The organism is Novosphingobium sp. PC22D (assembly GCF_002556635.1).
Classification (GTDB): Bacteria; Pseudomonadota; Alphaproteobacteria; order Sphingomonadales; family Sphingomonadaceae; genus Novosphingobium.
Window position 1 is genome coordinate 233,736 of the sequence record NZ_MWMO01000004.1, and the last position, 24,770, is coordinate 258,505.

General features: G+C 68.0%; 22 protein-coding genes. 10 read left to right on the forward strand and 12 right to left on the reverse strand.

The window, feature by feature from the left end:
• Nucleotides 1–3 precede the first annotated feature (3 nt).
• Complete coding sequence (locus B2G71_RS09395; protein WP_098105494.1) at nt 4–648, forward strand: response regulator transcription factor; 645 nt, start codon at nt 4–6, stop codon at nt 646–648.
• A 194-nt stretch (nt 649–842) separates the two neighbouring features.
• Complete coding sequence (locus B2G71_RS09400; RefSeq protein WP_098105495.1) at nt 843–1,037, forward strand: hypothetical protein; 195 nt, start codon at nt 843–845, stop codon at nt 1,035–1,037.
• Nucleotides 1,038–1,071: 34 nt separating this feature from the next.
• Here the strand turns inward: B2G71_RS09400 and B2G71_RS09405 are convergent, their stop codons facing one another.
• The 3 genes from B2G71_RS09405 to B2G71_RS09415 are packed head-to-tail and all read right to left on the reverse strand — an operon-like array spanning nt 1,072 to nt 3,225.
• Complete coding sequence (locus tag B2G71_RS09405; protein ID WP_098105496.1) at nt 1,072–1,506, reverse strand: nuclear transport factor 2 family protein; 435 nt, start codon at nt 1,504–1,506, stop codon at nt 1,072–1,074.
• A gap of 55 nt (nt 1,507–1,561) precedes the next feature.
• Nucleotides 1,562–2,155 (reverse strand): TetR/AcrR family transcriptional regulator, encoded by a 594-nt coding sequence (locus B2G71_RS09410; RefSeq protein ID WP_240530078.1) that lies wholly within the window; start codon nt 2,153–2,155, stop codon nt 1,562–1,564.
• 50 nt (nt 2,156–2,205) lie between these two features.
• Nucleotides 2,206–3,225, reverse strand: coding sequence for a hypothetical protein (locus tag B2G71_RS09415; RefSeq protein ID WP_141521537.1), 1,020 nt, complete (start codon nt 3,223–3,225; stop codon nt 2,206–2,208).
• Nucleotides 3,226–3,504: 279 nt separating this feature from the next.
• Between B2G71_RS09415 and B2G71_RS09420 the strand changes: the two genes are divergently transcribed.
• Genes B2G71_RS09420 through B2G71_RS09435 form a run of 4 tightly spaced genes read left to right on the forward strand, consistent with a single transcriptional unit; the run spans nt 3,505 to nt 10,007 of the window.
• Nucleotides 3,505–5,022: an efflux transporter outer membrane subunit gene (locus tag B2G71_RS09420; protein WP_240530079.1), complete on the forward strand. Its 1,518-nt coding sequence runs from the start codon at nt 3,505–3,507 to the stop codon at nt 5,020–5,022.
• Complete coding sequence (locus tag B2G71_RS09425; RefSeq protein ID WP_098105500.1) at nt 5,019–6,095, forward strand: HlyD family efflux transporter periplasmic adaptor subunit; 1,077 nt, start codon at nt 5,019–5,021, stop codon at nt 6,093–6,095. The genes B2G71_RS09420 and B2G71_RS09425 overlap by 4 nt, the downstream gene beginning before the upstream one ends.
• Before the next feature lie 4 nt (nt 6,096–6,099).
• Nucleotides 6,100–8,877, forward strand: a complete 2,778-nt coding sequence (gene rbbA / locus B2G71_RS09430) for a ribosome-associated ATPase/putative transporter RbbA (RefSeq protein ID WP_098105501.1) — start codon at nt 6,100–6,102, stop codon at nt 8,875–8,877.
• 2 nt (nt 8,878–8,879) lie between these two features.
• Entirely contained in the window at nt 8,880–10,007 is a 1,128-nt protein-coding gene (locus B2G71_RS09435) for an ABC transporter permease (protein ID WP_098105502.1), read from the forward strand.
• A gap of 14 nt (nt 10,008–10,021) precedes the next feature.
• Here B2G71_RS09435 and B2G71_RS09440 read toward each other — a convergent pair whose 3' ends face one another.
• Nucleotides 10,022–11,389 carry a hypothetical protein gene (locus B2G71_RS09440; RefSeq protein WP_141521538.1) on the reverse strand — a complete coding sequence of 456 codons (1,368 nt, stop codon included), beginning with the start codon at nt 11,387–11,389 and terminating at the stop codon, nt 10,022–10,024.
• A gap of 89 nt (nt 11,390–11,478) precedes the next feature.
• On the opposite strand from B2G71_RS09440, the gene B2G71_RS09445 reads away from it, so the two are divergent.
• Nucleotides 11,479–12,687: a glycosyltransferase family 4 protein gene (locus B2G71_RS09445; protein WP_098105504.1), complete on the forward strand. Its 1,209-nt coding sequence runs from the start codon at nt 11,479–11,481 to the stop codon at nt 12,685–12,687.
• Here B2G71_RS09445 and B2G71_RS09450 read toward each other — a convergent pair.
• From B2G71_RS09450 to B2G71_RS09475, 6 genes are read right to left on the reverse strand one after another with little or no spacing between them, the layout of a single operon-like run.
• Nucleotides 12,684–13,712, reverse strand: coding sequence for a 2-dehydropantoate 2-reductase N-terminal domain-containing protein (locus B2G71_RS09450; protein ID WP_098105505.1), 1,029 nt, complete (start codon nt 13,710–13,712; stop codon nt 12,684–12,686). The two genes, B2G71_RS09445 and B2G71_RS09450, sit on opposite strands and share 4 nt — an antisense overlap.
• A gap of 27 nt (nt 13,713–13,739) precedes the next feature.
• Nucleotides 13,740–14,765, reverse strand: coding sequence for a DUF2889 domain-containing protein (locus B2G71_RS09455; RefSeq protein ID WP_098105506.1), 1,026 nt, complete (start codon nt 14,763–14,765; stop codon nt 13,740–13,742).
• Nucleotides 14,766–14,794: 29 nt separating this feature from the next.
• A complete protein-coding gene (locus tag B2G71_RS09460; RefSeq protein ID WP_098105507.1) occupies nt 14,795–15,835 on the reverse strand; it encodes an NADP-dependent oxidoreductase in 1,041 nt (346 codons plus the stop codon).
• Nucleotides 15,832–17,151, reverse strand: a complete 1,320-nt coding sequence (locus B2G71_RS09465; RefSeq protein WP_168176313.1) for a cytochrome P450 — start codon at nt 17,149–17,151, stop codon at nt 15,832–15,834. The genes B2G71_RS09460 and B2G71_RS09465 overlap by 4 nt, the downstream gene beginning before the upstream one ends.
• Nucleotides 17,152–17,155: 4 nt before the next feature.
• Entirely contained in the window at nt 17,156–17,956 is an 801-nt protein-coding gene (locus B2G71_RS09470; RefSeq protein WP_098105509.1) for an SDR family oxidoreductase, read from the reverse strand.
• Nucleotides 17,957–17,960: 4 nt separating this feature from the next.
• Entirely contained in the window at nt 17,961–19,418 is a 1,458-nt protein-coding gene (locus B2G71_RS09475) for an aldehyde dehydrogenase family protein (RefSeq protein ID WP_098105510.1), read from the reverse strand.
• A gap of 209 nt (nt 19,419–19,627) precedes the next feature.
• Between B2G71_RS09475 and B2G71_RS09480 the strand changes: the two genes are divergently transcribed.
• Complete coding sequence (locus B2G71_RS09480) at nt 19,628–21,082, forward strand: NAD-dependent succinate-semialdehyde dehydrogenase (RefSeq protein WP_098105511.1); 1,455 nt, start codon at nt 19,628–19,630, stop codon at nt 21,080–21,082.
• A 146-nt stretch (nt 21,083–21,228) separates the two neighbouring features.
• Nucleotides 21,229–22,119 carry a fumarylacetoacetate hydrolase family protein gene (locus B2G71_RS09485; RefSeq protein ID WP_168176314.1) on the forward strand — a complete coding sequence of 297 codons (891 nt, stop codon included), beginning with the start codon at nt 21,229–21,231 and terminating at the stop codon, nt 22,117–22,119.
• Between the two features lie 10 nt (nt 22,120–22,129).
• On the opposite strand, the gene B2G71_RS09490 is transcribed toward B2G71_RS09485, so the two are convergent.
• On the reverse strand, nt 22,130–23,044 hold the full coding sequence (locus B2G71_RS09490; protein ID WP_098105513.1) for a diguanylate cyclase: 915 nt from the start codon (nt 23,042–23,044) through the stop codon (nt 22,130–22,132).
• A 289-nt stretch (nt 23,045–23,333) separates the two neighbouring features.
• Nucleotides 23,334–24,002: a helix-turn-helix transcriptional regulator gene (locus B2G71_RS09495; protein ID WP_098105514.1), complete on the reverse strand. Its 669-nt coding sequence runs from the start codon at nt 24,000–24,002 to the stop codon at nt 23,334–23,336.
• Between the two features lie 237 nt (nt 24,003–24,239).
• Between B2G71_RS09495 and B2G71_RS09500 the strand changes: the two genes are divergently transcribed.
• Nucleotides 24,240–24,755, forward strand: a complete 516-nt coding sequence (locus tag B2G71_RS09500; protein WP_168176315.1) for a PilZ domain-containing protein — start codon at nt 24,240–24,242, stop codon at nt 24,753–24,755.
• Nucleotides 24,756–24,770 lie beyond the last annotated feature (15 nt).

Below are 24,770 nucleotides of genomic sequence, written 5' to 3' on the forward strand. Positions count from 1 at the left end.
GTCATGGCGCACCGCATCGTCATCGCCGACGACCATCCGCTTCTGCGCGCGGCCGTGCGCGCCTCGGTCGAGAAGGTCTGGCCCGGTCACGAGATCGTCGAAGCCGCCGATTGCGCTGAGGCGCGCGCCGCGGCCGAAGCGGGCGGAGTCGAGCTGATGACGCTCGACCTCCACATGGCGGACAGCACCGGGTTGCAGACGCTCATGGCGTTCCGGCAGGATTTTCCGGCGATGCCGATCGTGGTCGTCTCGGCCAGCGAGGACCGTCGGATCGTGCGCAACGCCCGCGAGATCGGCGCCTCGGGCTTCATTCCCAAGAGCGCGCCGCTCGACGTCATGCGCGAGGCGCTCGCCGCCGTCGCCGCGGGCGACTTGTGGTTCCCCGAGATCGCCGAGGAGGAGCCCGAGGACGAGGGCGGTGACGCCGTCGCGCGGCTCGCGCGGCTCACTCCGGCGCAGCGGCGCATCCTCGCGCTCGTCGCCGAGGGCAAGCTCAACAAGCAGATCGCGCACGAAATGGACATCACCGAAGCGACGGTGAAGGCGCACATGACCGCGATCTTCCGCCGCCTCGGCGTGATCAACCGCACCCAGGCGGTGCTGATCGCCCACCAGCTCGACGCCGGCGCGCCGGGCGTGGAGGGCTAGCCATTCGCGGCCAGCGCATCCCCCGCGCCGCACAATCGAGCGAGCGCCGGCCCTTTGCGGCGATCGTCGCGGCCGCCCGCGCAAAAGAACGGGCGGTCAAGGCTGCAAAGCGGCGAAATCGGCGTTAGGATGCCTGCAAGTCCGATCGACGAAGCACGCGTCGGAACCCCGTTCGCAATGACAGAAGGCCGCACATGGGAAACGTCGTCCGCTTCAAGCGCCCTCCGCGCAATCAGGGCCAGTTCAAGGGCTACAGGCCCTCGCCCGGTCCGGACGGTCCCAAGAAGCCGAAAAAGCCCAAGCGCAAGTGGGGCCTGCTGCACTCGCTGGTCACGCTTATCGGCGGAGCCGTAGCGCTCCATGCGATAGCCTCGCTGTTTCCGGCGTAACAAGCGCGCCCGTCGGAATCGGCGCGCGGCATGCTCAGTTGGCGTCGCCGGTTGCGTAGCTTTCGCCCTCCTGCGCGAGCAGCGGCAGCATCACCTTGTCGGCCAGCACCGTGCAGAAATACTCGTTGAGCTGGCAGATCCTGCCGTCGCGAAAGGTGAAGATGAAGACGTACTGGTTGCAGTAGGGCTCGCCGCTGCTGAGCACCGCATCGGCCTCGAACTCGAGCACGACGGTATCGCCTTCCGCGACGATCTTGTGCATCGTCGGACGAAAGCCGGTGGGAACGATCGCCTTGAAGGCGCTGGCGGTCGCCACCATCATCTCACGGCTCCTGCGGCCCGAAACGCCAGCGAAGCCGCGCGTGTTGGTCACGGCATCGCGCGTGAGGCAGCGGTCCATCGCCGCACCGTCGCCTGCATCCATTGCCGCCAGGAAGTCCAGCGCCACCTGCTTGTTTGATTCGCTCATTCCCTCTCTCCACTGTCCCGCCGAAGCGGTTCCTTGAACCCGAATCGCGCGCGCCTCACGATGGCTCGTAGCGCTCGAAGATCGCCTCGACGAGCGCGCGCGCCGGCTGGTGCCCGATTTCGACGCCGAGCTGCTCTTCGCGGATCAGCGTGAGCGAGAGGCTGGTCGCGATCAGCGCCAGGCAATCGGCGGGCATGACCTGTGCGGCCCCGCTGCGCGCCGCCGCCCGCTCGATCGCCGCGATCTGGATGCGCCGCGATTCCTCGATGAAGCGGATCACTTCCTTGCGCAGACCGTCGATCCGTGCGGCGAGCGCCATGAATTCGGCGGTAAGCCGCGCATCGGCGGTATGGATGCAGATGTCCCAGATATGCCGCATCGGAAGGTCCGACCCGGCCGCCTGCGCGAGTCGCGCCAGCTCGCGCTCGGACAAGCGGCGGAACATCGCCACGACAAGCTCGTCCATGGTGCTGAAGTAGTAATAGATCAGCCGCTGCTTGACGCCGACGCGCTCCGCCACCCTGCGTGACGTCAGGGCCGCGTGGCCTTCCTCGCGAAGCACGTCTTCCGCGCCGTCGAGCATGGCGTGCCAGTTCTCCGAGCCGGCCGGACCCATGCGCCGCCGGGGTTTGCGTTCCGCACCCGTCATGTGTTTCCTTCGCCTGAAGCGCCCATGCCTAGGCGGTCGGCGCAAAGGTGTTAAGCCCGCGAGCGCGCCGGCCGCCGCCGGGGCTTCAGTCGGCGGGGCTCACGAAGGTGGTGTCGCGGCAATCGACCCGGACCCAGACCTGGCCGCCGCGCCGCGCCTTGCCGCCGGCCGGGTCGCAGCGTCCCTTGAGGATGTTGGCGGGATCGTCCGGATCGGCAGGCGGGATCGCTTTGGCCGCGCTCCTGCCGGCATCGCTTCCGCGGAATCCAGGCCTCCCAGCGCGACCAGCCGTACTCGCGGGTGAAGATGAAGGTCTCGATCGCGTTGTTGGTGCGCGAAAGGTCGTGATGGGCGATGTGCTCGGACCGGATCGCCTCGAGCGTCTTGCCGCTTTCGAAGGTGAACGGTGCGGCCGCGTGCCAGACCGCGTCGATCCGCCGCCCGCCGACGCGGCTTTCGGCCTCCCGGGCCGGGCAGCCTTCGGGAGCGTCCAGGCGCCGCACTGTCATGTCATGGCGGCGGCTGCCCGATGCCAGCGGGAAGGCGTTGGGAAACAGCACCCAGCCGTCGCCCTCGCCCGCGCCGGAGAAGCGCTGTTCCCAGCATTGCTGATCGGAGGTCGCGATGATCGAGACGAAGGCGCCCTCGTGTTCGATGAGGTCGTAGCCGTCGCGGGTCTTGACGAAGCCGTCGTGAAAGCCGCTGCCGTCGTCCATCTGCTTGGCTATGCGGACGCGCCCGGCCGCGTCGGGTATGCTGCTGACCGCCTGGTAGCGCTTGCCGCCGTGGGCCTCGTCGGAATCGGTCAGGCGGTAGGGCGGGGTCTCGCCGGCGCGAATGTCGCGGCTGGTGGGGCACGAGGCGGGGTCGCCCGGAACCACGGCCCCCGCCTCGACGCAGACATTCTGGATCAGGAAATCGCCGATCGCGGAGGATGCACGCGCTCGGGCGGGTGCCGCCTTCAGCGCCCGGGCCTCGGCCTGCGCGGGCGGCGACGAGGGTTCGGGCACCGGCGCCGGACCACAGCCCGCAAGCATCATGGCCGTCAAGACAGGGATACGGATGGTCATGCGGTCTCCCTTGCGGCTCACGGCGCTTCGGTCGCGTCCCGCCGGTTCTCGCCTTCATCGAGGGCCAGATCCAGCTCGGGGACCAGACGATCAGGGTCGATGCCGTCGCGCTCGCGGCGATGTCCTGAGGCGAGCAGGCTCCGGGCGCGCATTGTATCAGAGTGTAAAAACCTGCAATTCGTCAATGATTGGTATCAAAGGATATGATATGAGGGCGCTGCGTTCCTAGGAGCGGGCCGACTCCCGTCCGCCGGGACAGCGGCGAAAGGGAAGCCACTTTTGAGCGACGAGGCGTGGGACGTGTGCAGTGACGGAATGGCCGGCGATAAGGCCGCACACCGGAACTCGCCCAGCCGCCGCGGCGACCGGATCGCCGCCGTGGCGCTCGCGCTCGGTGTCTCGGCATGTTCCTTCGCGCCGGACTACGTCCGCCCGCCGCAGCCGGTGCCCGAGAGCTATCCGGCGCCCGCGCCGGCCGGCGCTTCCTCGATCGCGGACCTGGGCTGGCAGGACTTCTTCCGCCAACCCGAACTGCAGCGGCTGATCGCGGAGGCGCTGGCCAACAACCGCGACATCCGCATCGCCAGCGCGCGCGTGGACGAAGCGCGCGGCGCGTGGCGGATCGAGGGCGCGCCGCTCTATCCGCAACTCGACGCGGTCGCGACCGGCACGCGCGGGCGCTCGTTGTTCAACCTGCCGACCACGGGCGCGACACCGGTCGAGGTCAGGCAGATCAGCGCGCAGTTGAACGCCAGTTGGGAAATCGACTTCTGGGGCAGGCTGCGCAACCTGCGCGATGCCGCGCGCTGGCAATACCTCGCGACCGAGGAGGCGCGCCGCGCGGTGGCGACCAGCCTCGTCGCGCAAGTGGCCAACGGCTACCTGCTGGAGCGCGAATACGAAGAGCGCGCGGCGCTGGCCCGCCGCTCGATAGAAACGCGCGAGGAATCGCTGCGGATCATGCGGCGCCGCTACGAAGTCGGATCGGGTTCCAGGCTCGACATGGCGCAGGCGCAGATCCTGCTGGCGCAGGCGCGCACGACACTGCAGGCGCTCGAGCAGGATCGGGCGGTCAACCGCAACGCGCTCGCCCTGCTGGTCGGCCATCCGGTGACCATCGCGCCCGGCACGCTCACGCTGCGCGACGCGCCCGAGGGCATACCGCTTCCCGTCGGTCTGCCTTCGCAACTGCTGGTCAACCGGCCGGACGTGGTCGCGGCCGAAAACCGGCTCCGCGCCGCCAATGCCAACATCGGCGCGGCGCGCGCGGCGTTCCTGCCCAACATCAGCCTGACCGGCGCCTACGGCACGATGAGCGACGCGCTCGACGGGCTGTTCGCCGATGGCAGCGAGGCCTGGAGCTTTTCCCCGACCATCAGCATGCCGCTGTTCAACGCCGGCAGGCTGAAGGGCAATCTCGATGTCGTGAAGGCGCGGCGCGAGATCGCGGTCGCCGAGTACGAGCAGACGATCCAGACCGCGTTTCGCGACGTCTCCGACGCACTCGTGCGCCGCCGCCAGCTCCAGCTCCAGATCGACACCACGAAGGACTTGCTGGACGCGCAGCGCGAGCGCGCACGGCTCGCCCAGCTCCGCTTCGACAACGGGCGCTCCGCCTATCTCGAAGTGCTCGACGCCCAGCGCGACCTGTTCGAGGCCGAACAGTCGCTGGTCCAGCTCCGCCGCGCCGAGCTGGCCAGCATCGTCGCGCTCTATGCCGCGCTCGGCGGCGGCTTTGCCGGGACCCCGGCGTTCGATACCGCCGCAACCGGAAACGACGAGGAACAGACGCAATGACGCAGGCGGACAGCAGGACTTGGCTCGTCAGGGGCGCGATCCTCGCGGCGATCGTGGTGCTCGCGCTCGCCTTGTGGTCGTTGCTCAGGCCCGACGGCCTGCCCGACGGGATCGTCAGCGGCAACGGCCGCATCGAGGCGACCGAGATCGACATCTCGGCCAAGACGCCCGGGCGCATCAAGGACATCGTCGCCGAGGAAGGCCAGCTCGTCAAAGCGGGCGATGTCGTGGCGCACATGGACACCGACACGCTTCGCGCACAGCTCGCCGAGGCCGAGGCGCAGCTCGCGCAAGCGACCAACGCGATCGAGATCGCCGAGGCCCAGGTCAGCCAGCGGCAGAGCGAACAGTCCGCCGCGCAAGCCGTCGTGCGCCAGCGCGAAGCCGAGCTGAGCGCCGCGCGCAAGCGTTTCCGCCGGTCGGCGACACTCGCGAAGGAAGGCGCGACCGCGGTGCAGGAGCGCGACGACAACGAGGCCTCGGTCGAAGGCGCGCAGGCCGCGCTCGAGGCGGCGCGCGCGCAACATGCCTCCGCCAACGCCGGCATCGCCGCGGCGCGCAGCCAGGTGATCGGGGCGCGGTCCAACGCCGATGCCGCGCGCGCGACGATCGCGCGGATCAAGGTGGACATCGCCGACGCGGCCCTGCGCGCCCCGCGCGGCGGCCGCATCCAGTACCGCATCGCCCAGCCGGGCGAAGTGGTCGCGGCCGGCGGCCGGGTAATGAACCTCGTCGACCTCACCGACGTCTACATGACCTTCTTCCTGCCCGAGACCGTGGCCGGACGCGTGCGCATCGGCAGCGAGGCGCGTCTCGTGCTCGACGCCCTGCCGGGCCGAGTGATACCGGCCAAGGTCAGCTTCGTGGCCGACGTCGCCCAGTTCACGCCGAAGACGGTCGAGACCGAAAGCGAGCGGCAGAAGCTGATGTTCCGTGTGCGCGCGCGGATCGACCCCGCGCTGCTCGAGCGCCACATCTCGATCGTCAAGACCGGCCTGCCGGGCATGGCCTACCTGCGCATCGATCCCGATGCGGCCTGGCCCGAGGACCTCTCGCCGGTGGTGAAGGACTGAGGCGATGGCATCCGCGCAGCCGCCCGGAGATCCGGGGCCGGTCGTCCGCATTGCCGGGGTTTCGTTGCACTACGGCAAGAAGACGGCGCTGCGCGATCTCGAACTGACCGTGCAGCAAGGCCGGATGATCGGTCTGATCGGACCGGACGGCGTCGGCAAGTCGAGCCTCCTGGCGCTGCTGTCCGGCGCACGCGCGATGCAGGACGGCGAAGTGACGGTGCTGGGCGGCGACATGCGCGCGCGTCGCCATCGCGAGGCGGTGTGCCCGCGCATCGCCTATATGCCGCAAGGGCTGGGCAAGAACCTCTATCCGACGCTGTCGGTCGAGGAAAACCTGCAGTTCTTCGCGCGGCTGTTCGGCCACGACGCCGCCGAACGGCGACGGCGCATCGACACTCTGACCCTCTCGACCGGGCTCCACCGCTTCCTGTCGCGCCCGGCGGGCAAGCTTTCGGGCGGCATGAAGCAGAAGCTCGGCCTGTGCTGCGCGCTGGTCCACGATCCCGACCTGCTGATCCTCGACGAGCCGACCACCGGCGTCGATCCGCTGGCGCGCGCGCAGTTCTGGGACCTGATCGGGAGCATCCGCGAACAGCGGCCGGAGATGAGCGTGATCGTCGCGACCGCCTACATGGACGAGGCCCAGCGCTTCGACTGGCTGGTGGCGATGGACGACGGCGCCGTGCTCGCCACCGGGACTCCGGCCGAACTGCTCGCCCGCACCGGCAGCGCCTCGCTCGAAGCCGCTTTCGCCGAACTCCTGCCCGAGGAGCGCAAGCGCGGCCACGCGCCGGTGGTCATCCCGCCGCTCGAGGCCGGCCAGGACGACATCGCCATCGAGGCGAAGGATCTCACCATGCGCTTCGGCGATTTCGTCGCGGTCGATCATGTCAGCTTCCGGATTCGGCGCGGCGAGATCTTCGGCTTCCTCGGCTCGAACGGCTGCGGCAAGACGACGACGATGAAGATGCTCACCGGGCTGCTGCCGGCAAGCGAGGGCGAAGCCTGGCTGTTCGGCAATCCGGTCGACCCGCGTGACATCTCGACGCGGCGGCGAGTCGGCTACATGAGCCAGGCCTTCTCGCTCTACGGCGAATTGACCGTGCGGCAGAACCTTGAGCTTCACGCGCGGCTGTTCCACGTCCCCGATGACGCGATACCCGGGCGCGTGAGCGAGATGGTCGAACGCTTCGCGCTGGGCCCGGTGCTCGACGAGCTGCCCGAACGCATCCCGCTCGGCATGCGCCAGCGCCTGTCGCTGGCGGTCGCCATGGTGCACAAGCCCGAACTGCTGATCCTCGACGAGCCGACCTCGGGCGTCGATCCGGTGGCGCGCGATTCGTTCTGGCGGCTGCTCGTCGAACTCTCGCGCCGCGACAAGGTGACGATCTTCATCTCGACCCATTTCATGAACGAGGCCGAGCGCTGCGACCGCATGTCGATGATGCACGCGGGCCAAGTGCTCGACAGCGACGCGCCCGCAAGGCTCGTCGAAAAGCGCGGTGCGAAGACGCTCGAAGAGGCCTTCATCGGCTATCTTGTCGACGCCGAGAAAAGCGGCCGCACCCCAGATGAGGCGAGCTGCGAGGATCAGGATCGGAAAGGTCAGCTGCCGCTCGAACAGGCGCCGTCCCGCGAACCGGCAAAGGTCTCCACCCGGTTCAGCCTGCAGCGCATGCTGAGCTACGTCTGGCGCGAAGCGCTCGAGCTGCAGCGCGATCCGGTGCGCGGCACGCTGGCGCTGGCCGGATCGGTGATCCTGCTGCTGGTGATTGGCTATGGCATCAGCCTGGACGTCAACGCCCTGCGCTATGCCGTGCTCGATCGCGACCAAAGCACGGTGAGCGAGCGCTACAAGCTCGATATCGCCGGATCGCGCTACTTCGTCGAGCAGCGGCCGATCACCGACTACGACGATCTCGACCGGCGCATGCGCAGCGGCGAACTGGCGCTGGCCATCGAGATCCCGCCCGGCTTCGGCCGGGACCTGATGCGCGGCCGACCGGTCTCGATCGGCGCGTGGTTCGACGGCGCCATGCCGCAGCGGGCCGAAACCGTGCAGGGCTACATCCAGGGCATGCACCAGCACTGGCTGATGGACCAGATGCGCATGGCGGGCAGTCCCGCGGCGAGCAGCAACGTCTCGGTCGAGAACCGGTTCCGCTACAATCCCGAAGTGGAGAGCCTGCCCGCGATGGTGCCCACCGTGATCCCCTTGCTGCTGCTGATGCTGCCGGCGATGCTGACCGCGCTCGCGGTGGTGCGGGAGAAGGAGAAAGGTTCGATCATCAACCTCTACGTGACGCCCGTGACCCGTTCCGAATTTCTGCTGGGCAAGCAGCTTCCCTATGTGGCGCTTGCCCTGGTCAATTTCGTGGTGATGCTGCTGATGTCGGTGTTCCTGTTCGATGTTCCACCGACGGGCAACGTTCTGGCGCTGACGGCCGCGGTGCTCATCTTCTCGGTGATCTCGACCGGCATGGGCCTGCTCGCCTCGGCGATCACCAAGAGCCAGATCGCCGCGCTGTTCCTCGCCATGGTCGGCACGATGATCCCTGCCGTGACTTATGGCGGGATGATCGATCCTGTCTCGTCGCTCGAGGGGTCCGCTCGCACCATCGGCAGCATCTACCCCGCGAGCCACATGTTCACGATCAGCCGCGGCGTGTTCAGCAAGGCGCTGGGCTTTTCCGATCTGATGGGTTCCTTCTGGCCGCTGATCGTGACCGCGCCCGTCATCGTCGGACTGGCGATCGCGTTTCTCCGCAAGCAGGAGCGCTAGGGGTGCGGCAGAAGATCTCGAACATCTATCGCCTGGGCATCAAGGAGCTTTGGAGCCTTCTGCGCGATCCCATCATGCTCGTGCTGATCGTCTTCACCTTCACGTTCGCGGTCTATTCGTCCGCCGCCTCGATGCCCGAAACGATGAACCGCGCGGCGATTGCCGTGGTCGACGAGGACAATTCTCCGCTCTCGCGCCAGATCGTATCCGCCTTCTATCCGCCGCAGTTCCAGACGCCTGAGCTCATCGCCCCGTCGCAGATCGACCCGGGCCTTGATGCGGGAACCTATACCTTCGTGCTGCACATCCCCGTGGGTTTCCAGCGCGACGTGCTGGCGGGGCGCCCGGCGGAGATACAGCTCAATACCGATGCCACGCGCATGACGCAGGCCTTTTCCGGCAGCGGCTACATCCAGCAGATCGCGATGGGGGAAGTGAACCAGTTCCTCTCCCATTACCGGGCGCAGGCCACATCCCCCGTGGAACTGGAACTGCGCGCCCGGTTCAACCCCGCGCTGAACAAGACATGGTTCGGCGGTCTCTCGCAGATCATCAACCAGATCACCATGCTCTCGATCATCCTCACGGGCGCGGCGCTGATCCGCGAGCGCGAACACGGCACGATCGAACACTTGCTGGTCATGCCGGTAACGCCGCTGGAGATCATGGTCAGCAAAGTCTGGTCGATGGGCCTCGTCGTGCTGGTGGCGGCTTTCGTCTCGCTCAACGTCGTCGTGCGCGGGCTGCTCTCGGTTCCGGTTGCGGGCTCTCTTCCGCTCTTCTTCGCCGGCGCGGCGCTGGTGCTGTTCGCCACGACCTCGCTCGGCATCTTCATGGCCACCATCGCGCGCAACATGCCGCAGTTCGGCATGCTGACGGTGCTGGTGCTCTTGCCGCTGCAGATGCTCTCGGGGGGAACCACTCCGCGCGAGAGCATGCCCAAAGCGGTTCAGGACATCATGCAATTCGCGCCGACGACCCACTTCGTCGAGCTGGGACAGGCGATCCTGTTCCGCGGGGCGGGCTTCGGCGTCGTCTGGCCGAACTTCGCCGCCGTCGCCGTGATCGGCGCGGTGTTCTTCGCGATCGCCCTGGCCCGGTTCCGCAAGGCCGTGGCCGCCATGGCCTGACTACGGTCGAGCGCCTATCCGCGAAGCTGCTTGCGCGCGCTCAGGCTCGTGGCGGCGACATAGACGAGGTGCGCCGCGAGCGCCGCGAGCGCGAACCACGCGGCGGCGGGCGCAATCGCCTCGATCAGCATCGCCGCCGCCTGGTACAGGCCGCCGACGGTGGCCGCGCTGGCGATGATGAGAAGCAGGCCGCGGCGTACCAGCCGCTCGCGCCAGGTCGCCGCGAGGATCACGAGGATCGATGCCGCGACGCCGCTTGGCAGGACCCACGCGGCCGCGCCGGGGAACACCCAGAAGGCGGGAATGGCGAGCGCGAGCGGCAGCGAGGCGAGCGCGATCGTCCGGAACCTCGCGAAGGCCGAAAGCAGCAGGTCGATGCTGTAGATCCGCGCCATCAGGACCACGAGCCCGGCGAGATTGAGGGCGACCACCCAGCCGGTGCCGCCGTAGGCGTCGCGGCCGAGCACCAGCAGCGGAGCCAGCATGGCCACGAGCGTGCCGCCGACCCCGAGGCACGACCACAGCGCCATGAAGACGATCGTCGCGCGCCACATCGCCGGGTCGGCACGGTTGCTCCGGCGGGCATGCGCCGCGTCGTAGATCGACTTCGCCGACCACGTGGTGAAGGCGTTTCCGAGCACGCTCTGCCCGCGCGAGGCGAGATCGATCGCCAGCAGCGTCGCGGCCGATTGCGTCGCGCCCAGACTGTTCCGCAGGCCAAGGCGGGTCGCGGTGAGCAGAAAGCTCGTGAATATCGAGCTGGAGGCGAGCCCGAAGCCGATGCTCACGAAGCGCAGCAGCCGGCGGTGATCGACGCGCCCTTTTTCTGGCACCCAGTATCTCACGATCCAGATCGCGCTGACGCCGGCCGATGCGACGGCGAAGGCGATCCCGGCGCTCGAGGCGCTGCGGTCGGCCAGCGCGGCGGCAACCATGGCGAGCCCGCTCGCCGCGATGCGCGAGCCGGAGAACCGCAGGAACGTGTCCGTACGAGCGTTGAAGCGCAGATAGGTCGCCGTGCATTCAGCGAGGGTCGCGCCCCCGGCGAGCATCGCGATGGCCAGGATGTCGAGCGGCGAGACCAGCGCCGCCGGCGCGGTCGCGGCAAGGATCAGGCCAAGCGCGATCGGCAGGCTTGCGAGGCCCAGAACCCAGACGAGCGAAGTGCGCAGCAGGCTTGCCCTCAGCCGCAGCCCGCGAACACCCGAATAACGCGCCATGACGAGGCGCAGCCACTCGGAAGACAGCGCGCTCACCGTCACGGCGATTGCCATGTTGACCGAGAATGCCGCATAGCCCGCATTGCCGAGCGCGCGCGCCAGAACCAGCAGGAACGCGAGCTGCGCGATGGAGAAGAGAAGTGAGAACGCTATGACTTTCACGGCACTGCTATGCTCACTATCCATGATCGGCGGCCGGTGAAAACCCGCGGCCACTGTCGGAAATCAAGGTTAACGGGCTGTAAAACCCCATGAGGATTCTACAGATCGGCAGCTATCTCTACCCCGATCTGGTGGGCGGCGCGGAGATTTCCGCGCACAATGTCCATGGCATCCTCACGGCGGCGGGGCACACGGTGGTACGCCTGCGAAGCGCGATAGGGCCGGTTTCGGCGCGGACCCGGCTGTCGCGGGACGGGCCGGAGGAATGGCGGCTGGAAAGCTGGCGTCCGATGGCACCGATCGACCAGGGCGGCCTTGGCGCCAAGGCGGTCTATTATGCGATGGAATTCGCGGTCCGGATCGATCGCAAGCAGTTGCGGGCCGCGGTCGAGGACGCCGGGATCGACACCGTGATCGTCCATTCGATGCGCGGGATCGGCTACGATCTGATGGACGCGCTGGCCGACCTCGATCTGCCGACCGTGTTCTTTCTTCACGATTTCGCGCTGGTCTGCCTCAACAAATGCATGGTTCGCGCCGGAAAGCTGTGCGTGGAGCCATGCCTGCCGTGCCGGTTCGTGACGGCCCGGAGCCGCGAGGCGCTGTCCCGCATGGACCGGGCGATGCTGATCGGCCCCTCGCGCCAGATTGTCGAGCGCGTCCACGGCGCGATCGGACTGCCTCGGCTGAAGACCGCGCACATCCCCAATCCGAACCGCTATCCCATCGTGCCGCGGCCGCGGCGTAGCGGTTCGGAGCCGGTGACGATCGGCTACGTCGGCAGGCTCGACCACGAAAAGGGCATCGCCGGGCTGCTGCCGGTGATCGACCACATCGCGCAGGAGCATCCCGTCACCTTCCTGGTCGCGGGGACCGGCGCGCTCGAAGACGAGTTGCGCGCCTTCGCGCGAACGCGACCCTGGTGTGACCTGCGCGGGTTCGTCGATCCGGAGCGAATGGCAGAGGTCTACGATGCCATCGACATCCTCGTCCTGCCCTCGCTCTGGCCGGAGAACTTTCCCGGCGTGGCGGTTCAGGCGATCCTGTCGGGCAGCCCGGTGGTCGCGTTCGCGACGGGCGGCATTCCCGAGATCGTCGAGGACGGTGTTTCGGGACGCCTCGCGCCCTTCGGTGACTTCACCGCGCTCGGCGAGGCGATCGGCGACTTGCTCGCCGACCCGCAGCGGTTCGCGCAGCTTTCGCAGGGCGCCCTCGCCACCTCGAGCCGCTTCGACCCCGACCGGCTCGCCGAAAGCCTCCTCGAGGCGATCGCGGCGAACGCGCGAACCGACCGCTAGCCCGCCGCTTCGGCGATGTGGCGTTCGTAGCGCTCCACCAGTTCGGTCAGCGCCGGCATGGACCTGCCGTGCGCACGGCCCGCCTGCAGACAGGAACGCAGCACGCCGATATCCTGATCGCGCACCTTGCCGCCGTGGTGGAACCGGTTGAACGCCGAATAGTCGACCGGCAGGCAGTCGCGCTCCATCTTGCGGTTGGTCTTCGCCAGTTGCCGGGGCGAAACAAGCAGGCCGGCGATCTTACCCGGCACGCCGTGTTCGGGCAGCCGCATGATTTCCTTCGTGGCGCGGCTGGCGAGGTCCATCAGCGCCGTGTTTCTGGCGAGTTCCCCCGCATCCGGCCAGCCGGCGAGATCGAAGATCGCCATGGTCACGAATGCGGAGGCGGAGAACATGTCGAACAGCCGGGGACCGATCACGGCGCAGCGGGAGACGCCCGAGCGATCGTAGAGCGCCGCGAAGGCCTTGGCCGCTGCCGCGGGCTTGGCAACGATCAGGAACCCCGGATTCTTGCCCATGTGGTTGTATGCGATCGAGGCGCTGGCGAGCTTCGCCTGATCGGTGGGCGGGTTGGGCGGCAATGTGACCCGGTCGGTCTGATAGCTGAGCAGGCCCATCGTGCCGGTGACGATACGCGCTTCGGGTAGCTGCATGACGTCGCGGCAATAGTCGCGCACGCCCATACCGCTGATCACCGCGACGCTCCGCCGGCCCTGCATGGCCTGCCCGATCTCGCGCAGCAGCGCGGTGGCTTCCGCGCCGCGACATGTCGCGCCGTCCATGGTCACGATGACGAAATCGTGCTCGCGCGCCATGGCGTCGGTAACCGAGGTGAATACCTTGTAGGCGCCGAACGTCTTCAGTTCGTGGTCGTCGTAGCAGTAGAGCCGCTGCGGCTCGCTCAGCGCCTCGGTCCGGTTCGGCCGAACCAGGAACGCGATCTCGGCCCCCGCCAGATGAAGATGATATCCCGTGACGATGCCGAGCGCGCCCGCGCCGACGATGAGTACCGAAGGTTTCTCCACATGCCTCTCCCAGGGCCAGACCGGATTCTAGGCCGGTTCGCGCAAGTCGCTGGCGAGGCGCGGCACTTCGGCCAGCGCGCGCAGCGCATCGTTGAGGTGCGTGCAGCCCTCGGGGCCGCGAAGCTGCGCGAGCACGTCGTCGCGGATCTCGTCGATGCGACGGCCGAGCAGGCGCGAAACGTTGTGCACCGCGCCCGGGCATTCGGAGAACGGCAAAATCCGCGCTTCGGGTTCGAGCGCGAGGATTTCACGCGTCGTCATGTCGACGGTGGCGCGCAACAGGTATTCGTGGATCGCGACACGCCCGCCGCTTCGCTGCTTGGCGCTGTCCTGGAAGGCGGAGTCGATGCGCAGCACGCCCGCCGCCTCGTCACGGGTGACATCGATCCGGCGCGCGCGGCGGAAGCCGGGGCCTTCCTCTTCGTGAAAGTGGTGCCAGCCTTCGGGATCGGCGGGATTGCGAAGTTCGCCCGCGTCGGCGTCGGCGACGTTGTCGGGCGGCCCCTCGGGGCGAACGCCGCTGTTGCCCTCCTGCAAGCCCCAGCAGACGTTGACCCGCTGCTCCATCATCTTCGCCATCTCGCCCTCGCCCATCCGCTCGCGAAACTTGGCGGCCCAGTCGGGATACCACTGCGACCAGGCGAAGGCGGAGACGAGCGCGGTGCCCGAAATGTCGTCGAGCACGAGGTAAAGCGGCGCGCCGGTCTCGATCAGGCTCGGGACCCGTTCGGCGAGGATCATCCGCAAGTGGCCGCCGCCGCGCTCGCCGACGAGGGTCGCGACGCCGCCCGGATCGGGATCGGCCGCGATCGCGGTGATCGTCTTGTCTTCCTTCATCCGCAGACGGAACTCGCCTTGCGCGAGGACGTGCGGCGCCCCGCCCTGCGCCGGTGTGAGCACGTCGCGGGCGCGGCCCACCATCTTGCGCTCGGCTTCGGGTCCGTCGGGCCAGGACACGTCGATGCTGGTCGTGCGGCGGATCGAATCGGCGGGCCGGATCGGGGCCGGATTGGCGGTGCAGCGCGGCGGCGGCGGAAGGTCGGTGCTTGCCATACGATCCACCGTGTCGCGCTTGCGAGTGCTTAGCAAGTCTCCGGCGCGACCCGCACCAGCAGCTTGCCGATGTGCTCGTGCCCCGAAAACACGCTGGAAAACGCTTCCGGCGCGGCTTCCAGGCCCTCGACGATCGATTCGGGAAAGCGGACCTTGCCTTCATTCATCCAGCCGGCGATGGCGTCGAGGCCCTTCTGTCCGGCGAAGATCCCGGCGAAACCCTTGATCTCGAGTCCCTTGTTCATGATCATGCGGTAGAAGCCGGGCAGGTGGTCGGGGCCCGGCCCCTCCATGCCGACGCCGTAGTAGGCGATGAAACCGCACATCGGCATGCGCGCGCCGCGATTGAGCAACGGCAGGACCGCGAGCGTGACGTCGCCGCCGACGTTCTCGAAATAGACGTCCGCGCCCTCGGGCAGCGCCGCCTTGAGCTGGTCGGCGAAGTCGGGCGCCTTGTAGTCGACCGTAGCGTCGAAGCCGAGATCGCGCAGGGCGCGGCACTTGTCCGCCCCGCCCGCGATGCCGACCGCGCGCGCGCCGAGCGCCTTGGCGATCTGGCCCGCGATCGAGCCCACCGCGCCTGCCGCGGCGGATATCACGATCGTCTCGCCCGCCTGCAGCCGGCCGACGTTCACCACGCCTTCGTAGGCGGTCTGCCCCGGCCCGCCGAGCGCGCCGAGCGCGGTGGAGACCGGCGCGAGCGCGGGGTCGAGCTTGCGCGGCGGGCCGCGATAGTCGCTCCGGTCGGGCGCCACGACGTTGTACTCGCGCCAGCCCGAGCGCCCCTCGACGTAGTCGCCCACCGCATAGTCCGGGTGGTTCGAGGCCGCGACCTGCGAAACCGTCGGCCCGACCATGACCTCGCCCGGCACCATCCGGCTCGCGCCCGAGATCAACGTCTCGTCGAGCGAGAAGCGGATCAGCGGATCGAGCGCGATGTAGATCGTGCGCAGCAGGATCTCGCGCTCGCCCGGCTCGGGAACCGGCGCGCCCTCGATGGCGAAGTCCGTGGCCCTGGGGTTGCCCTTGGCGTAAGCCCTGAGGACCACCTGCCGCTGCATGCCGCTCATTTCAGCTTCACCGGCACCGCGGTCATGCCCCGATGTTCCAGCCCGCGATACTCGGGCCTGGGCCTGGCCGGGTCTCGTGTCATCGCCGGGAAGCGATCGAGCAGGCCGTTGATGGCGACGATCATCTCCTGGCGCGCGACTTCGATGCCGAGGCAGCGGTGCGGCCCGAAACCGAAGCCCATGTTGGCAGGGACCTTGCCGCGCAGGATGTCGTATTCGGTGGGCCGCTCGTAGATCTCCGGATCGTGGTTCGCCGCACCGAAGCACAAATAGACGCGCGTGCCGGCGGGGACCATCACGCCCTCGACCTCGGTATCCTCGGTGCACAGGCGCGGCATCATCGGATCGGTGCAGCGCCAGCGCAGCGATTCCTCCACCGCCGCCTCGACGAGCGAGCGGTCCTCCCGGCAGGCGTCCCAGAAATGGTAGTGGTTCATCAGTGCGTCGATGGTGATGCCGAGCTGGCGCCAGGTCGTGCCCCCGCCCGCGAAGATCGCGAGCTTGCAGTACCCGAAGATCTCGTCCTCGGAGAGCTTGCGCTTGATCCCGTCTTCCTCGTCGACGATCTCGGCATTGAGCAAGCCGGTGATGAGGTTGTCCCCCGGATCGCGCGTGTTCTCGGCAATCAGGGCGCGCAGCGTCTGGTCGACCCACTGGCGCGAGGCGGCCGATTCCTCGGGCGGCAGCTTGGCCGCGCCGAAGGTCGCGCGCTCGAGCTGGTAGCGGAACTCGATCACGTCCTCGCCCTCGAGCCCGATCGCGCGCGTCACGGTCGCCATCGGCAGGCGCGCGCAAAGCTCGAAGTTGAGGTCGGCGGTCTCCCGGTCGAGCAGCCGGTCGAGCAGCGCGTCGACCGTTTCCTCGATCCAGCGCTTGTTCCACCAGTCGATCACCTTGGGCCGCTTGAACAAGGGCTGCGCGGCGCTGCGCAGCCGCTTGTGCGGCTTGCCGACCATCGACAGGATCGTCGGCCCGATCGTGCGCACGCCGGGGCTTTCGTTGTAGCCCTCGGAGGAGAACACCAGGTTCTCGCGAAAACCGATCTCGCAGGCGCGATAGGAGAAAAAGGTCATCTCCTCGCGCTCCGGTCCCATCGCCATGGGCAATTCGGGGACGCCCAGCAGGCTGCGCAGCGATCCCTTCTGGACGGCGCCGCGGTCGCGCAGCGCGTTCATGTCGGCGGTATAGTCGCGATTGCCGTCGACACCCGCGTTGGCGCTCTGGCTGTTGACGTCGAACATCTCAGCATAGCGCGGATTGTCGCTCATCAGCGAGGCCAGCGCGTTCGACTTTCCGGAAACGGGGCACGTGGCCATGATGTCAGCCTCCCACTTTCTTGCCGGCCGAGAGCCCGCCATCGACAGGCAGGTTCACGCCGGTGATGTTCGATGCAAGCTCGCTGGCGAGGAACATCGCCGCCGCCGCCGTGTCCGCCGGCTCGATCGCCCGGCCCAGCGGATGGGCCTTGCCCATGCCCTCGAGAATGCGGTCCTTGTGCTCGCTGTCGGGGTCCATGCCCGAATAGTGCGTCAGCATGCCCGCCGGGCAGACCGAGTTCACGCGGATACCGTCCTCGGCCACCTCCAGCGCGAGGCTGCGCGTCAGGTTGACGACCGCGCCCTTGGTCGCGCCGTAGAGCACGCCGCCATAACCGATCAGCCCGGCGACCGAGGCGGTGTTGACGATCGCGCCGCCTCGCCCTTGCGCGGCGAACCGCCGGATCGCGGCCTGGCAGCCGTAGATCACGCCGTTGATGTTGACATCCTCGACCCGCTTCATCTCGTCGAGCGGCGCGTCGACGAGCTTGCGCAGGCCCTTGCCCGGCACCGGCATCACCGTGATCCCGGCATTGTTGTACATGACGTCGAGCCGCCCGAAGGTCTCGACCGCGAACGCCACCGCCGAGCCGACCGAATCGGGATCGGAAACGTCGCACCGCACCGCCCTCGCCGCGCCTTGCGGCGCGCCCGACAGCGCGACCGTCTCCTCTGCGGTGGCGAGGTTGATGTCGGCGGCGATCACTCGCGCGCCGTGCCCGGTCCACAGCTTCACCGCCGCGCGGCCCACGCCCGAGCCGGCGCCGGTGATCACCGCGACCTTGCCTGAAAGAAGTCCGTCCATCGCCTCAGCCTCCGATGTTGAACGTGGTGAGCATCTGGAACTCGCGCAGGCCCTCGACCCCGCGCTCGCGGCCCAGGCCGCTCATCTTGACGCCGCCGCCCGAAGCGTGGCTCGACATGACCGCGCCGTTGATGTTGACCGCGCCCGAGCGGATCTTCTTGCCGACTTCGAGCGACTGGACCTTGTCGAGCCCGTGGACCCAGCCGGAGAGGCCGAACTTGGAATCGTTGGCCATCTCGACCGCGTGATCGAGATCGCGGTAGCCGATCACGCCGATCACCGGCCCGAAGATCTCCTCCTGCGCGGCGGGATTCGTGTTGTCGGGCAGGTCGAGCACGGTCGGCTCGTAGTAATAGCCCTTGTCGAGCCCCTCGGGCCGCTTGCCGCCGCACACCACCGTGCCGCCCGCCGCGACGGCGGCCCGCGTGAAGTGCTCGCAGCGGTCGCGCTGCGCGGCGCTGATGACCGGGCCGAGCTGGGTCGCCGGATCACTGGCGGGGCCGATCTTCGTGGGCGCCAACGCGGCCTTCATGCCCTCGAGCACTTTCGCCTTGGCCGCCTCGGGCACGAAGACGCGGGTGCCCAGCACGCAGCCCTGCCCCGCATGGCTCAGGCAGACCGAGGCCGCCGCGCTCACCGCGCGCTCCACCGCGTCGGGCAGGTAGATCTGCGCCGACTTGCCGCCCAGTTCGAGCACCAGCCGCTTTAGCGTCGGCGCGGCCTGCTGCGCCACTTTCACCCCGACCGCGCACGAGCCGGTGAAGCTGACGAGATCGACCCGCTCGTCGGTGGTCATGAGCTGGCCGCCGTCGAGACCCGCTTCGACGATCACGTTGAGCACGCCGGCGGGAAGCCCAGCCTCGTCGGCGGCTTCGGCGAAGACCATCGCGGAAAGCGGCGTCAGCGGGTTGGGCCGCAGGATCACCGAATCGCCCGCCATCAGCGCGGGAACGACTTTCCAGAAGGCGGTGTAGAACGGCACGTTGTAGGCCGAGATCGCCGCGACGACGCCGAGCGGCGTCCAGCGCTTGAGACTCTGGACGACGAAGTGGGGATTGACCCGTTCGTGCAGCGGCAGGCCGTTGTCCTCGATCTCGGGAAGCGCCAGGAACATATCGACGATCTCGTCGGCCATGCGCAGCGGCGCGTGGACTTGCGCGCCCATCACCGTCGAGGAAACCGGACAGCCCGCCTCGGCGACCGCGAGTTCGGCAAGCCGGTCGGCGCGCTTGCGCAGCGCTTCGGCATAGTGCCGCATCGGCTCGGCCCGCTGCTTCATCGTCAGGCCCGACCACACGCCGGAATCGAACGCACGACGCGCCGCCGCGATAGCGGCCCCCGATTGCGCGGCGGAAAGCCCCGCGACTTCGGCGACGATCGTCTCGTCCGAAGGGTTCTCGACGATAAAGCGCGCGCCTTCGCCTTTGACGAAGGCACCATCGACATAGCCGGCGGTCTCCAGAGACCCTCTCCCTTAGTTCTATATGGTGAATTATTATTCGGATTTGGAGACTAGCCCGATCACCCGCACACGTCAATCGATCGTTGCTTTGGGGCGGGCGACAGGGTCATGAGATATGCGCGGTTGCGCCGCGCGAGGGCCGACCCTATGCCAGCCTCGCGAATGCGCACGAGGTTCGCGCAACGCCAGAACGGGAGGAACCGGCCGCGATGCAGTACACCGATTTCCTGAAGCAGCAGTGCTATATCGACGGCCAGTGGTGCGACGCCGATGGCGGCGCGACGTTCGACGTCACCGATCCGGGTTCGGGCAAGGTGCTCGGCACCGTGCCGAAGATGGGCAAGGCCGAGACCGCGCGCGCGATCGACGCCGCCGAAGCCGCGCTTCCCGCCTGGCGCGCCAAGACCGCGGGCGAGCGCTCCGCGCTGATGCGCAAGCTGTTCGACCTGATGATGGAGCACCAGGCCCCGCTCGGCGAACTGCTCAGCCGCGAGCAGGGCAAGCCCTTCGCCGAAGGCAAGGGCGAGATCGCCTATGGCGCGAGCTTCATCGAATGGTTCGCCGAAGAGGGCAAGCGCGCCTATGGCGACGTCATCCCCAGCCACCAGGCCGACAAGCGCATCGTCGTGCTCAAGCAGGGCGTCGGCGTCGTCGGCGCGATCACGCCGTGGAACTTTCCCAATGCGATGATCACCCGCAAGCTCGGCCCGGCGCTGGCCGCCGGCTGCACCATGGTGATCAAGCCCGCGTCGGCGACGCCTTACTCGGCGCTGGCGATCGCGCTGCTGTGCGAGATGGCGGGTATTCCCAAGGGCGTGGTCAACGTCGTCACCGGCAGCGCGGGCCAGATCGGCAGCGAGCTGACCGGCAATCCCAAGGTCGCCAAGATCACCTTCACCGGCTCGACCGAGATCGGCCGCGACCTGCTGCGCGAATGCGCCGACACGGTCAAGAAGTGCTCGATGGAGCTGGGCGGCAACGCGCCGTTCCTCGTGTTCGACGATGCCGACGTCGATGCCGCGATCGACGGTGCGATGATCTCCAAGTTCCGCAACGGCGGCCAGACCTGCGTGTGCACCAACCGCTTCTACGTGCAGGACGGCGTCTACGACGAGTTCACGAAGAAGCTCGCCGACCGCGTCTCGAAGATGAAGGTCGGCTACTCGATGGACGAGGGCACCGACATCGGCGCGATGATCGACGAGAAGGCGGTCGAGAAGGTCGAGGAGCACCTCAAGGACGCGCTCGACGGCGGCGCCACCGTGATCGCGGGGGGCAAGCGCGCCGAACAGGGCGGCACCTACTTCTGCCCGACCGTGCTCGCCGGGGTGAAGCCCGACATGAAGATCGCGCACGAGGAGACCTTCGGGCCTCTCGCCGGGATCATCCGCTTCACCACCGAGGCCGAGGCGATCGCGATGGCCAACGACACCGAATTCGGCCTCGCCAGCTACTTCTATTCGCGCGACCTCAGCCGCGTGTGGCGCGTCGCGGAAGCGATCGAGGCGGGCATGGTGGGGATCAACACCGGCCTCATCTCCACCGCGGTCGCGCCCTTCGGCGGCGTCAAGCAGTCGGGTCTCGGCCGCGAGGGCTCGAAGTACGGCCTCGAGGACTTCATGGAAGTGAAGTACCTGTGCATGGGCATCGAGCCCTCGGCCTGAGCCGTTCGGGCGGGCCGACCGGGCGCGTCTTGAGCCTCGGCTGATTCCTCGGGCGGACGCGCTGACAGGCGCGCCGGACTTGCGGTGGCTTGCCCCGTGCCTCGCGGCTGCGATGCTCGGGGGCAAACGCCGCAACGAGGATGCCGATGAAGATCTGCCGCTATCAGACCTCGCCGCAGGACGAGGTCCGCCTCGGCCTCGTGCGCGGCGACATGGTTCATGACGTCACCGCGATCACGCGCGAGCTGCCCGCGGTGCGCTGGCCCTATCCGCCGGGCGACCTGTTCATCGCCCATCTCGAGGCGCTGCGCCCGGGCATGGAAGCACTCGCCGATGCCGCAGAGCCGGTCCCCCTGGCGCAAGTGCTGCTGCGCGCGCCCGTCGCCAATCCGGGCAAGTTCGTGTGCGGCGCGGGCAATCACAAGGTCGTGCTCGCCGCGGGCGCGCATCCGCGCCGGCTCGGCTTCCTGTTCAAGATGACCAGCGCCAATGCCGGCCCCGCCGATGGCGTCATCCTGCGCTGGCCCGAGCGGACCACCTTCCACGAAGCCGAGATCGCGATCGTGATCGGCAAGACCTGCACCGAAGTGCCCGCCGCGCGCGCGCTCGATGTCGTGGCGGGCTATTGCATCGGCCTCGACATGACCATGCAGGGCAGCGAGTTCCCCAGCTTCGGCAAGAGCTTCGACACATACGGCATGATGGGTCCCTGGCTGACCACGCGTGACGAGATCGCCGATCCCGACGCGCTCGCCTATCGCCTTACCGTCAACGGCGAGGAGCGGACGGCCGACACCACCGCGAACCTCGTGCTTGGGGTAGCCGAGCTCGTCGAGCACGCGGCGTCGGTGATGACGCTGCACCCGGGCGACGTGATCTTTTCGGGCACGCCGCCGATGAGCGTCGGCCCGGTTGCGCCCGGCGATACGATGGCCGTGGAGATGGAAGGCCTGGGGGCGATGACGGTCGCGGTCAGCGGCGGTCCGGGACGCAAGACCCCGCTCGAGGGCATGGAGACCGAGCCGCAGGAGGCCTGAGGGCGCTCCCCTAGGCGCGCAGTCTCAGTTTGACGGGATGACCGTCGATATCGGCCTCGAAACCGGACGGGCCGCGTGCGCGCGCCTTGAACAGCGCAAGCTCGGCGCGCCACAAGGCCCGGTCGATCCCCCCCGCGATCGAGCCGAGACCGGCGCTCGCGGTGAGCTTCACGCCATCGCCGCCGCCGGTCGACGCGACTTCGGCGAGCGTATCGACGACATCGCGGCACGCCTGCTCGCCGTCGCCCGCGCTCATCGCGGGAAGCAGCGCCGCGAAGGTCTCGCTGCCGATCCGCGAAACGATCGCATCGTCGGGCATCAGCGTGCGCAGATGGTCGGCGAAGGCGCACAACACCTTGTCGCCCACGGCGATGCCGTGCTTCATGTTGATCGCCCGCAAGTGATCGATCGCGAAAAGCCCGAGGCACCCGCCCCGATCCGCGTCGAGGAGGTGCTGCAGCATCGAGACGAAGGCCTTGCGGTTGGTGAGGCCGGTGAGCGGGTCGGTCATCGAGACCACGAAGAGTTCCTCTTCGAGCGCGCGCAGTTCCTCGACGCTGCGCAGCACGACCAGCGCGCCGTAGACCGCGCCGCCCTCGTCGGTGAGCACGCGCATCTGCATCGCGAAGCGCCGCGCGCCGGCGGCGGGGGTCTCGAGCGCGATCTCGACCTGCTCGGCGCTCGCCCGCCCGCCCAGCACGGCGTCGATCATGCCGCGCACGACCGGCGCGTGCCCGGCCTGCGCGAGATCGGCGACATGCGGGCCGATGAGCATCGAGGGGAGTTTGTAGCCGAGCCGCTCGAAAGCGGGAGACGCGTGGAGAATGAAGCCGTCGCAATCGATCTTCAGAATGACGTCGGAACTGTTTTCCGCCATCAGTCCATAGAGGACACACGATTCCTCGAGCGTGAAGTTCAACAGCATGCGACCACGAATCCCTCGGCATCCGCGCCCTTTTTCGACACTTACGGTGCCCTTCACGAGCGCTTATCTTCGGATCTCAATCAATATTATCAGCACCAATCCTCTAAGAAATGCGCCCATTCGGACTATTTCTTGGGCATGAGACCCGTCAATTGTGTTAATTAAAATCGACTAACAAGGCTAACTGAGAATGATTCTTCTTAAATTCTTTTAATAGTCTTTTCATATTTGAAAAGATGCGGCGCGTGAAATTGTTCCGGTGGGCGGCGCCCGACCGGGCCGCGCGGAGTCACAGATCGATCGAGATGCGGATGCGCGCCGGGTCGGTGCCGACCGCCCTGCCGATTTCCTCGCGGCATCGTGCGAGCAGCCGGGGCAATTCCTGGCCCCCGCGCTCGGGCACGAACGTCTCGACATCCACCCCCAACGCCTCGGCAATGGCGTCGATCCGCTCGGGCACGGGGCGGGACTTGCCCTGCTCCCACGCCCAGACGGTGGGCTTGCTCACGCCGAGCCGCGTCGCGAGCTGGCCGAGCGTCAGCCCGCGCTCGCGGCGCAGATCGCGCAGCGAGGTCTGCAGCGACTGGCCCGGCACGCGGAGCTGTTCCTCGGGGCCGCGGCCGACGCCGTCGCCGGTCACACCGCGCAATTGCGCCGCGCTGAGCACCGCATCGGAAATCGGCTGTTCGAACCGGCAACCGAACAGGTTCGCGCTGCGCCACACGATTCGTGCTCCCACCGCGCCCGCTTCGGGCAGATCGACCGCGATCACGGTGTCGATATCGAGCGCGATGCTCGCCTCGAACAGCAAACCCGTGGTCGAGACGTTGTGGATCAGCACCGGCGCGATTTCACCGGAGGGCAAGGCTCCGGTCGATTCCAGGCGCAGCACGCGACGCGGCGCGCGCGGCTGATCCGCGTCGCCGGTATCGTCTTCGAGGTGACCTGCGAGAGCCATGAAACCCGCCCATCCGTGTGCGGGACCTATCTCGCGCAGCGAAAGTTAATTTGCCGTTACATCGCGCCTACCGCTGAATCGCGTGTTTCGTTCGCGGGACGCCCGCCGAAATTTCGGGATTAACGCCGTTTGCTCATTCAGAAGTAATCAGTGCTGGCGCATTGGGGAAAACCGGTGAAAACGGTGCGCGCCGCGAGTCGGTCCCGCCGAGGGATGCACAAAGGGTTGGCGACAGGCATGACGACAGCTTCCAAGGTCCTGCGCGCCGCGATCACCAGCATCCCGCTGGGCGACCGGCGCGGCGAGCAGCGCTGGCGACTGCAGTTCGCCACGGGCGGCACCGCCGCCGCCGGGACCGATTCCGTCGAGGTCCACGACTTGTCCGAAGCCGGGCTGCGCATCGTCACCAGCCTCGAACTCAGCCGCGGCGAGACCATTGCCATCGACCTGCCCGCCGCGGGCCGGGTGGAGGCGCGGGTCGTGTGGAAGCAGGGCCAATCCTGCGGCTGCGAATTCGTCGAGCCGCTCGAACGCTCGATGGTCGGCAGGATCATCCTGCAAACGCCCTCGCCGGCGATGGACGAGGACGACGCCGAGCGCGAGGAGATCGTCATCGGCGTCCAGCCCAGCATGGACCACATCGCCGCATGGAAGGCCGATTTCGAGAATACCCGCGGCCGCCAGGGCTATCGCCTGACCGGCTTCCGCCAGCTTCCGGGGGGACTGACCATGGCGATCGTCGAGAAGGCCTGACGGCAAATCTTCGTC

Bases quoted from the DNA above. Each gene is read 5' to 3' on its own strand.
- B2G71_RS09395 (WP_098105494.1), top strand. From the start codon at position 4: ATGGCGCACCGCATCGTCATCGCCGACGACCATCCGCTTCTGCGCGCG.
- B2G71_RS09400 (WP_098105495.1), top strand. From the start codon at position 843: ATGGGAAACGTCGTCCGCTTCAAGCGCCCTCCGCGCAATCAGGGCCAG.
- B2G71_RS09405 (WP_098105496.1), bottom strand. From the start codon at position 1,506: ATGAGCGAATCAAACAAGCAGGTGGCGCTGGACTTCCTGGCGGCAATG.
- B2G71_RS09410 (WP_240530078.1), bottom strand. From the start codon at position 2,155: ATGACGGGTGCGGAACGCAAACCCCGGCGGCGCATGGGTCCGGCCGGC.
- B2G71_RS09415 (WP_141521537.1), bottom strand. From the start codon at position 3,225: ATGACCATCCGTATCCCTGTCTTGACGGCCATGATGCTTGCGGGCTGT.
- B2G71_RS09425 (WP_098105500.1), top strand. From the start codon at position 5,019: ATGACGCAGGCGGACAGCAGGACTTGGCTCGTCAGGGGCGCGATCCTC.
- rbbA (WP_098105501.1), top strand. From the start codon at position 6,100: ATGGCATCCGCGCAGCCGCCCGGAGATCCGGGGCCGGTCGTCCGCATT.
- B2G71_RS09445 (WP_098105504.1), top strand. From the start codon at position 11,479: ATGAGGATTCTACAGATCGGCAGCTATCTCTACCCCGATCTGGTGGGC.
- B2G71_RS09455 (WP_098105506.1), bottom strand. From the start codon at position 14,765: ATGGCAAGCACCGACCTTCCGCCGCCGCCGCGCTGCACCGCCAATCCG.
- B2G71_RS09460 (WP_098105507.1), bottom strand. From the start codon at position 15,835: ATGAGCGGCATGCAGCGGCAGGTGGTCCTCAGGGCTTACGCCAAGGGC.
- B2G71_RS09465 (WP_168176313.1), bottom strand. From the start codon at position 17,151: ATGGCCACGTGCCCCGTTTCCGGAAAGTCGAACGCGCTGGCCTCGCTG.
- B2G71_RS09470 (WP_098105509.1), bottom strand. From the start codon at position 17,956: ATGGACGGACTTCTTTCAGGCAAGGTCGCGGTGATCACCGGCGCCGGC.
- B2G71_RS09480 (WP_098105511.1), top strand. From the start codon at position 19,628: ATGCAGTACACCGATTTCCTGAAGCAGCAGTGCTATATCGACGGCCAG.
- B2G71_RS09485 (WP_168176314.1), top strand. From the start codon at position 21,229: ATGAAGATCTGCCGCTATCAGACCTCGCCGCAGGACGAGGTCCGCCTC.
- B2G71_RS09490 (WP_098105513.1), bottom strand. From the start codon at position 23,044: ATGCTGTTGAACTTCACGCTCGAGGAATCGTGTGTCCTCTATGGACTG.
- B2G71_RS09495 (WP_098105514.1), bottom strand. From the start codon at position 24,002: ATGGCTCTCGCAGGTCACCTCGAAGACGATACCGGCGACGCGGATCAG.
- B2G71_RS09500 (WP_168176315.1), top strand. From the start codon at position 24,240: ATGACGACAGCTTCCAAGGTCCTGCGCGCCGCGATCACCAGCATCCCG.